The 10428-nt window shown below is 70.3% G+C and carries 1 protein-coding gene and 1 pseudogene; one reads left to right on the forward strand and one right to left on the reverse strand.

The window, feature by feature from the left end:
* Window positions 1-7462, reverse strand: a pseudogene (locus tag AOM46_RS31245) (type I polyketide synthase); the annotation flags it as partial.
* 829 nt (window positions 7463-8291) lie between these two features.
* Here AOM46_RS31245 and AOM46_RS31250 point away from each other — a divergent pair.
* On the forward strand, window positions 8292-10428 hold a 2137-nt coding region (locus tag AOM46_RS31250; RefSeq protein WP_234314162.1), incomplete at its 3' end, for a type I polyketide synthase.

Below are 10428 nucleotides of genomic sequence, written 5' to 3' on the forward strand. Positions count from 1 at the left end.
TCGGGCCGTAGCCGAAGCCGGCGCCGCTGGCGAGGACGTCATAGAACCCCTCGACGTCTACCGCGACCGTGCCCTCCGGCGGCCACTCGGACAGGTCGAACGATGGTGCTTGGGGTTCGGAGGGGGCGAGGAAGCCCGAGGCGTGCAGGATCCATGTGTCGGTGCCTTCGGTGCGGGCGTGGATATGCACGGGGCGGTCGCCTGAGGCGTCGGGGGCCTCGACCCGGACCTGCACCTGTGTGCCGCCGGACTCCGGCAGCCCAAGCGGTGCGTGCAGCACCAGCTCGCGGACCTGTCCGCAGCCGACCTCCTGACCGGCCCGCAGCACCATCTCCACCAACGCCGTGCCAGGGACGACGATTTGACCGAGTACAACGTGGTCGGCCAGCCACGGCTGCCCGCTTGTCGACAGCCGGCCGGTCAGTAGCACTCCGTCGCTGTCGGCCAGTACGACCACCGACCCCAGCAACGCGTGCTCGGCACCCGCCAAGCCCAGCGCCCCGACATCCCCGCTGATCAACCCGGGCTGGGGCCAGTACCGTTCCCGCTGGAAGGCATACGTCGGCAGCTCAACAACCCGCCCACCCCAACCAGCAAACACACCCGACCAGTCGACCTCGACACCCACCACCCACAGGCGGCTGATAGCCGTCAGCGCACTCTCGGTCTCCTCCCGGTCCTTACGCAACAACGGGACGAACGTGCCCTCGGCAACGGTCTCCTGGGCCATACCGGAGAGCACCCCGTCCGGACCCAACTCCAGGTATCGCGTGACGCCCATCGCCTCCAGCGCCGCAGCACCATCGGCGAAACGCACCGCCCCACGGACCTGCCTGAGCCAGTACTCCGGCTCCTGCAACAACCCCGGCTCGGCCACCGCACCCGTCAGATTCGAAACGATCGGAATGCGGGCGGGGTTGAACGTCAACCCGGCCAGAACAGTGGCGAATTCGTCCAGCATCGGCTCCATCAACGCCGAATGGAACGCATGCGACACCGACAACACATTGAACCGCCAACCCCGCTCCCCACACTCCGCCGCATACCGCTCAACCGCCGCCACATCCCCCGACAACACCACCGAACGAGGCCCATTCACCGCCGCAACATCCAAACCGGAGCCGGCGACATCCGCCTCGCTCGCCTGGACCGCCAGCATCCCGCCACCCGACGGCAGCGCCTGCATCAACCGCCCCCGCTCCGCCACCAACACACACGCGTCATCCAGATCAAGCACCCCCGCAACATGCGCCGCGACGATCTCACCCAACGAGTGCCCCAACAACACATCCGGGGTCACCCCCCAGGACTCGACCAACCGAAACGCGGCGACTTCGAGGGCGAACAGGCCCGCCTGCGCCCACCCCGTCTGATCCAGGTCAACACCATCGGTCAGAACCTGACGCAGCGGACGCTCCCCCCGCATATCCAACCGCGCACACACCGCGTCAAAAGCCTCGGCGAACACCGGGAACGCCTCATACAACCCCAACCCCATCCCCGCCCGCTGCGAACCCTGCCCCGTGAACAAAAACGCGACCCGACCCTCCCCAGCCGCACCCGACGCCAACTCCCCATCACCATCAAGCACCACCCGGTGCTCCAACGCCGCCCGCGTCGTGGCCAGGGACCACCCCACATCCACCGCGTCCAACTCCGGCCGCCCGTCCACAAACGACCGCAACCGCGCCACCTGCCCCCGCACCCCCACCGCCGACCTCGCCGACACCACCCACGGCACCAACCCCGACCAACCAACCGTGGATTCGGTAACCGGCTCAGAGTCAAGCCCAGGCGCCTCCTCCAAAATCACATGCGCGTTCGTCCCACTGATCCCAAACGACGACACCGCCGCCCGACGCGGACGACCCACCTCGGGCCACTCCCGCGCCTCCCTCAACAACGACACCGCGCCCGCCGACCAGTCCACCGCCGGCGAGGGCTCATCCACATGCAACGTCTCCGGCAACACCCCATGCCGCAACGCCAACACCATCTTGATCACACCCGCCACACCCGCAGCCGCCTGCGTATGACCGATATTCGACTTCACCGACCCCAACCACAACGGCTCCCCACCCGCACCCCGCTCCTGCCCATACGTCGCCAACAGCGCCTGGGCCTCGATCGGGTCGCCAAGGCGGGTGCCCGTGCCATGCGCCTCCACCGCATCGACATCGGCACCGGTCAACCGCGCATTGGCCAACGCCTGCCGGATCACCCGCTGTTGGGACGGTCCGTGCGGCGCCGTCAAACCGTTCGACGCACCGTCCTGGTTGATGGCCGAACTCCGCACCACGGCAAGGACCCGGTGACCGTTGCGTCGGGCGTCCGAGAGCCGTTCGACGAGCAGTAGGCCGATGCCCTCGCCCCAGCCGGTGCCGTCGGCCGACGCGGCGAACGCCTTGCAGCGGCCGTCGGAGGCCAGGCCGTCCTGCCGGTCGAACTCGGCGAACGCGCCCGGCGTCGCCATCACCGTCACCCCACCGACCAGGGCGAGTTCGCACTCCCCGGCCCGCAGCGCCTGCCCCGCCCAGTGCAGCGCGACCAGCGACGACGAACACGCCGTGTCCACCGTCACGGCCGGGCCCTCAAGGCCGAAGGTGTACGCGACCCGCCCTGACAGCACCGCCGCCGAGTTGCCCGTGGCCGCGTGGCCGTCGCCTCGCTCGTCGGAGACGGCCAGTACATGTGCGTAGTCCTGACCGTTGGTGCCCGCGAAGACGCCCACGTTTCGGCCCCGCAGGGAGCGCGGGTCCAGCCCCGCCGACTCGAATGTCTCCCATGCGGTTTCCAGCAGCAGCCGCTGCTGCGGATCCATGGCCAGCGCCTCACGCGGAGAGATCCCGAAGAGTCCCGCGTCGAATTCGCCCGCGTCGGTGACAAAACCACCCATTCCGCCGCTGATCCCGGACGCCTCCGCCGGCCATCCCCGGTCGTTCGGGAACACCGACAGTCCGTCCACCCCACCGGCCACCAGATCCCACAACTGCTCGGGCGATGTGACCCCGCCGGGGAAACGGCAGGCCATCCCCACGATGGCCAGCGGATCGTCCACCGCCGCCGACGTCACCACCGCGCCCGCCGGCAGCAACGTCGCCACACCCGCGCCGGCCAGTTCCGCGTGCAGGTGGTCGGCGAGGGCGTCGGGCGTCGGGTGGTCGAAGACCAGGGTGGTCGGCAACGAGAGCCGCGTGGCCGCGGCCAGCCCGTTGCGCAGCTCGACGGCCGTCAGTGAGTCGAAGCCCAGGTCCCTGAACGCGCGACCCGGCTCCACCGCCTGCGCGTCCGCGTGCCCCAGCACGGCGGCGGCCTGGGCCCGGACCATATCCAGCAGAACCTGGCGGCGCCTGTCCTCCGGCACACCGGCAAGCTGCTCCCGCAGTCCGGATTCAGCCTGGTCCGGCGTGGACCTGAGGGCGTCGGCCGCCTCCGGAAGGTCCGACAGCAGTGCGCCGGGACGGACCGAGGCGATTGCTGGTGCGAACCGTTCCCAGTCGATGTCCGCCACCGTCATATCCGTACCGCCGAACCTGACCGCCTCGGCGAACACCCGCAACGCCAGCGTCACATCCAACGGTCGTACCCCGCCACGCAGCAACCGCCGCAGCACGACCCCGTCGGTCGCCATCCCTCCCTCAGCCCATGGACCCCACGCGATCGACGTCCCCACCAGCCCACGCTCACGCCGCTGCCGCACCCAGGCGTCGACCCACGCGTTTGCCGCCGCGTAGTTGCCCTGCCCGGCGCTGCCCACCGTCCCCGCCATCGACGAGAACACCACCAGCCACTCCAACGGCAGGCCCGCCGTCACCGCGTCCAGGTTCAGCAGACCGTCCACCTTCGGCGTCATCACCGACATCAGACGCTCCGGCGACAGGCCGTCCAAGGTCGCGTCGTCCAACATCCCGGCCGCATGAACGACACCCGTCAACGGCCACTCGGCCGGCACATCACCGACCACGGCGGCGAGGGCGTCCCGGTCGGCCACATCGCAGGCAACAACCGTCACCCGTGCGCCGAGCCCGGTCAGTTCCTCGACCAGGCCGTCGGGCGCCACCCCGGACCGGCTGGTCAGCACCAGATGCGGCACGCCACGGCCCGCCAGCCAGCGGGCCACCTCCACGCCCAGCGCCCCGGTACCGCCCGTCACCAGCACCGTTCCCGACGGCGCCGGATGCCAGGCGTCATCCACCACCCCGGCCGGTACCGCGCGGAGCAGACGCCGGCCATAGACCCCGGAACCACGCACCGCGACCTGGTCCTCGCCGGCGCCGCCGGCCAGAACGCTGGCGAGCCGGGTGCCCGCTCGCGCGTCCAACTCGGCCGGGACATCGACCAGTCCACCCCAGCGCTGCGGGAACTCCAGCGCCGCGACCCGGCCCAGACCCCACACCGCCGCCAGCCCCGGGTCCGCCAGCCGGTCCGAGGCGCCCACCGACACCGCGCCCCGCGTCAGCACCCACAGCGGCGCCGACACCTCGTCCAGGGCCTGCACCACCGCCAAGGTCTCCGCCACGCCACCGGCCACCAACACCACACCGGCAACCTCGGGCAGCCCGGACACGTCCTCGGCCGGAACGTTGACCACGGTGGCGCCCGCTGCGGAGAGCGCCGCCGACACCTCCGCGTCCTCGGGGCCCACCACCGCCCATACGCCGGTCAACATCGACGGCGACGGGCCGTCCAGCGGCCTCCAGGTGATCTGGTAGCGCCAGGAGTCGAGCGTGGAACGTTCCCGGTGGCGCCGCCGCCACGCGGACAACGCGGGCAACGCCGACTCGAGACCGGCCAGTTCTGCCAGATCCTCGCGCTCCACCGCATCCCAGAACGCGGCGTCGACCAGACCGCCGCCCGCATCGGCCGGCACCGAATCCTCCGGCCAGTACCGTTCCCGCTGGAAGGCGTAGGTCGGCAGCTCGACGACCCGCCCGCCACAGCCGGCGAACACCTTCGTCCAGTCGATATCGGCGCCGGCGGCCCAGAGGCGGCTGATCGCGGTCAGGGCGGTGTCGGCCTCGTCGCGGTCCCCGCGCAGAAGCGGGGCGAAGGTCGCGTCGGCGACGGTGGTCTCCTGGGCCAGGCCGGACAGGACTCCGTCGGGGCCCAGTTCGAGGTAACGGGTCACGCCCATGGCTTCGAGCGCGGTGACCCCGTCGGCGAAGCGGACCGTTCCACGGACCTGCCTGAGCCAGTACTCCGGCTCCCGCATCAGCCCGGGTTTCGCGACCGCGCCGGTCAGATTGGAAACGATCGGGATCTGGGCGGGGTTGAACGTCAACCGGGCCAGAACGCTCGCGAATTGATCCAGCATCGGCTCCATCAGGGCCGAGTGGAACGCATGCGACACCGATAGAACGTTGAACCGCCAGCCGTGCTCGGTGCACTCCGCCGCATAGCGTTCGATCGCCGCGACGTCCCCGGAGAGCACCACCGAACGGGGGCCGTTCACCGCCGCGACATCAAGCCCCGAATCGGCGACATCGTCCTCGGCGGCTTGGACGGCGAGCATCCCGCCACCTGCGGGCAGCGCCTGCATCAACCGGCCTCGTTCGGCCACCAGCACGCACGCGTCGTCCAGGGAGAGGACCCCGGCGACATGGGCGGCGGTGATCTCGCCCAGCGAGTGGCCGAGCAGCACATCCGGGACCACGCCCCAGGACTCCACCAGCCGGTAGAGGGCGACTTCGAGAGCGAACAGGCCCGCCTGCGCCCACCCCGTCTGCTCCAGACCCACGCCATCGGTCAGGACCGCACGCAGCGGCCGCTCCAACCGCGCATCGAGCCGCGCGCGGACCGCGTCAAACGCCTCGGCGAAGACCGGGAACGCCTCGTACAACCCCAGGCCCATACCGGCGCGTTGCGCACCCTGCCCCGTGAAGAGGAAAGCGGTCCGCCCCTCGCCGGCGACACGCGTGGTCAGCGCGTCCCCAGCACCGCGAAGGACGGTTCGGTGCTCAAGCGAAGCCCGGGCCGTCGCCAGCGACCAGGCCACATCCACCGGATCCAACTCCGGCCGCTCGCCCACGAACGACCGCAACCGCGCGACCTGTCCCCGCAGCGCGGCCTCGGACTTGGCCGACACCAGCCACGGCAGCTGCCACGGCGGAGCAACCGGCCCGGGCTCCGGCTCGGACTCCGTCTCCGGCTCGGGGGCCTGCTCCAGAATCACATGCGCGTTGGTGCCGCTGATGCCGAACGAGGACACACCCACGCGCCGTGGACGACCCGTCCGGGGCCACTCCCGGTTCCCGGTCAGCAGCTCCACCGCGCCCTCGGACCAGTCCACCTGCGGCGAGGGCTCGTCCACATGCAGGGTCGACGGAAGCACCCCGTGCCGCAGGGCCATGACCATCTTGATGACGCCGGCGACGCCCGCGGCCGCCTGGGTGTGGCCGATGTTCGACTTGATGGAACCGAGCCACAGCGGTTCGCCGTGCGTGCCACGGTCCTGGCCGTAGGTCGCCAGCAGCGCCTGGGCCTCGATGGGGTCGCCCAGGCGGGTGCCCGTGCCATGCGCCTCCACCGCGTCGATATCGGCGCCCGTCAGACGGGCGTTGGCGAGGGCCTGCCGGATCACCCGCTGCTGCGACGGGCCGCTGGGCGCGGTCAGGCCGTTGGACGCGCCGTCCTGGTTGACGGCGCTGCCGCGCATCACGGCGAGCACCTGGTGCCCGTTGCGCCGGGCGTCCGAGAGCCGTTCGACGAGCAGCAGGCCGACGCCCTCGGCCCAGCCGGTGCCGTCCGCCGCCGCGGCGAAGGACTTGCAGCGGCCGTCGCCGGCGAGGCCGTCCTGGCGGTCGAACTCGGCGAAGGCGGCCGGCGTGACCATCACCGTGACACCGCCGGCGAGCGCCAGATCGCATTCGCCGGAACGCAGCGCCTGGGCGGCCAGGTGGAGGGCGACCAGCGATGACGAACAGGCGGTGTCGACGGTGACCGCCGGGCCTTCGAGGCCATAGACATAGGCGACACGACCGGAGATCACGCTGCTCGCCGTGCCGGTCAGCAGGTGCCCCTCGGCCCCGGCGACACCGTTGCTGCCGTAGCCGGACGGCGAGGCGCCGGCGAAGACACCGACGCTGCGGCCACGGAGCGAACGGGGGTTCATCCCGGCCGATTCGAAGGTCTCCCAGGCCGCCTCCAGCAGCAACCGCTGCTGCGGATCCATGGCCAGGGCCTCGCGCGGCGAGATGCCGAACAGATCGGCGTCGAACTCGTCCGCGTCCTGGACGAACCCACCCAGGGCGGCAGCGCCGTTGAGCGCCCCGGTGGGCCAGCCGCGGTCGCCAGGGAAGGGGGTGATGCCGTCGCCGCCGGTGCTGACCAGACGCCACAGGTCGGAGGGAGAGCGCACGTCGCCGGGAAAGCGGCAGCCCATCGCGACGATGGCGATCGGTTCGCTCTCCCGGTCCTGCGCCGCCTGCAGGCGGCTGCGTGTGCGGCGGAGGTCCGCGGTCACGCGCTTCAGGTACTCGACGTACTTCTCTTCATTCTCCACCCGAATCCACCTTACTTCCGGGGCAGTGGATAGAAATGTCAAGCCAAAGCCCAACAGCCCGCAGTGACCCTGCAGCCCGAGCTGCGGAGAACGGAGACCGGAATGATATTAGGAGGGGAAAGCGTTGATTCGGCAACCCCTAGCCGACCCCTGATTGCATCGGAAAATGAATTCCCGGCGAATGACGGAATACCAGGATCGAGTCAGAGGACCGGTATTCTCCGTGACGGCGTCGGACGGGTCGGTGGCTTCCTCGCCGGTTTCCGGCGATGCCATGGCGATGCGGCGGCGCTGCCTTCCGGCCCGAGAGGCGAGGCCCGAGGGGCGGCCCCGAAGCGGTCCCATCGGTCGGTCGGCGGCAGCGTGGCTGGTCCGCCACGGAGGACGAACGCCCGGCCGGGGGCGGACAGTTTGGATCCCTGGCGCTCCCGGCAGCGGGGGAGCGGCGGCACCGCTCAAGGACTCTACCCGGCGCGACGCCCCTACCGTGAACCCCTAACCCATGCTGGCCACCACCCGTATCGGGCCTCCCCGAACGCGGTCCGTCAACGCGCGGGATCCTGCTGTGACAGGCGGCCATCGGCGGAAGCCGGCACCGGCATCGCAGCACAAGGCGGTGTCACCGGTTCGAAAGCCTCATTGAAGGCGTATAGGGGCCTGGTAAGGATCGCATAGGGGTTGGTGCGCTGAGAGGCCCTGGCTAGGGTCTGATACCGACCCGGTTTATGGCAGCGGTATTCATGGCGCATTCGAGGTGGTTCGAGTTTCCATGCCTGACATCTCTGCCGAAATGCATGAAGCGGTAGCCGTGGTCGGGTTGGCCTGCCGGCTCCCCGGCGCCCCCACCCCGGAAGAGTTCTGGCGGCTCCTGCGCGACGGAGTCGACGCCGTCGGGGAGATCCCGGCACACCGTTGGGACTTTTCCGAGGACGATCCGGAGCGGGACCTGGCCGTGCGCCGCGGTGGCTTTCTGGACCGCGTCGACGAGTTCGACCCCGAGTTCTTCGGTATCTCGCCGCGCGAGGCGGCGGCGATGGACCCGCAGCAGCGGCTGATGCTGGAACTGAGCTGGGAGGCCCTGGAGGACGCCGGCATCGTCCCGCAGCGGCTGACCGGCAGCCAGACCGGTGTGTTCGTCGGCGTGATGAACAACGACTACGCCACCCTCGCCCACCGCGCCGGCCTCACCGCCGTCGGACCGTACTCGCTGACCGGCGTGCAGCGCGGCATCATCGCCAACCGGATCTCCTATGCCGTCGGGCTGCGTGGCCCGAGCATGACCGTCGACGCCGGGCAGGCCTCGTCACTGGTGTCCGTGCACATGGCCTGCGAGAGCCTGCGGCGCGGCGAGTCGACGCTCGCGCTCGCCGGCGGCGTCCATCTCAATATCGCCGCCGAGAGCGCCGTCGCCGCGGCCGCCCTCGGCGCGCTTTCGCCCGACGGCCGCTGCTACACCTTCGACGCCCGCGCCAACGGTTATGTCCGTGGCGAGGGCGGTGTCGTCGTCGCGCTCAAAACCCTCTCCCGGGCCGTCGCCGACGGCGACGAGATCTACTGCGTCATCCGGGGCAGCGCCGTCAACAGCGGCGGCGCGGCCAGCATGACCGCGCCCGATGTCGACGCCCAGGCCGAGGTGCTGCGCACCGCGTACCGCAACGCCGGCATCCGGCCCGAGCAGGCGCAGTATGTGGAACTGCACGGCACCGGAACGGTGGTCGGCGATCCCGTCGAGGCGCGCGCCCTCGGGGCCGTGCTGGGCAGGGGACGGCCGGCGGACCGTCCCCTGCGAGTCGGATCGGCCAAGACCAACATCGGCCATCTGGAGGGCGCCGCCGGTGCCGTCGGGCTGCTGAAGGTCGTGCTGTCACTGCGTCACGGCCAACTCGCGCCCAGCCTCAACTTCGTCAGCCCGAACCCCGCGATCCCCCTCGACGACCTCGGGCTGAGCGTCCAGACCGAGCTGTCGCCCTGGCCCGCCGACGAGGGGGCGCGCACCGCCAGCGTGAGCTCCTTCGGCATGGGCGGCACCAACTGCCATGTGGTGCTGACCGGATGGGAGCAACCCCGGCCGGCGGACCCCGAGCGGCCCGACGAGTCGTTGCCGGTTCCGTTGTTGCTTTCGGCGCGGGGTGGGGTGGCGTTGGGGGTGTTGGCGGGGCGGTTGGCTGGTTTGTTGCGTGAGGGGTCGGGGTTGGGGTTGGGGTTGGTTGAGGTTGGTCGTGGTTTGGCGGTGGGGCGGGCGGGGTTTGATTGGCGGGCGTGTGTGGTGGGGGTTGATCGGGGTGGGGTGTTGGCGGGGTTGGATGGGTTGGCGGGTGGGGTGGCGGTGTCGGGTGTGGTGGAGGGTGTGGTGGTGGGTTCTGGTGGTGTGGTGTTGGTGTTTCCGGGTCAGGGTTCGCAGTGGGTGGGGATGGCGCGGGGGTTGTTGGAGTCGAGTGGGGTGTTTCGGGATGAGGTGGTGGCGTGTGGGGTGGCGTTTGAGGGTTTGGTGGGGTGGTCGTTGGTGGATGTGTTGCGGGGGGTGGAGGGTGCGCCGGGGTTGGATCGGGATGATGTGGTGCAGCCGGTTTTGTTTGCGGTGATGGTGTCGTTGGCGGCGTTGTGGCGTTCGGTGGGTGTGGTGCCGGTGGCGGTGGTGGGGCATTCGCAGGGTGAGGTTGCGGCGGCTTATGTGGCGGGTGGTTTGTCGTTGGTGGATGCGGCGCGGATTGTGGCGTTGCGGAGTCGGTTGGTGCGGGGGTTGGCGGGTTCGGGTGGGATGGTGTCGGTGGCGTTGCCGGTGGTGGATGTTGAGTTGCGTTTGGTGGGTTGGTCGGGTCGGGTTGGGGTTGCGGCGGTGAATGGTCCGTCGGCGACGATTGTTTCTGGTGATGTGGATGCGTTGGATGAGTTGTTGGCTGTTCTTGAGTCTGATGGGGTTCGGGCTC

The sequence above is a fragment of the Streptomyces sp. NBRC 109706 genome (genome assembly GCF_000974485.1).
Taxonomy (GTDB): domain Bacteria; phylum Actinomycetota; class Actinomycetes; order Streptomycetales; family Streptomycetaceae; genus Streptomyces.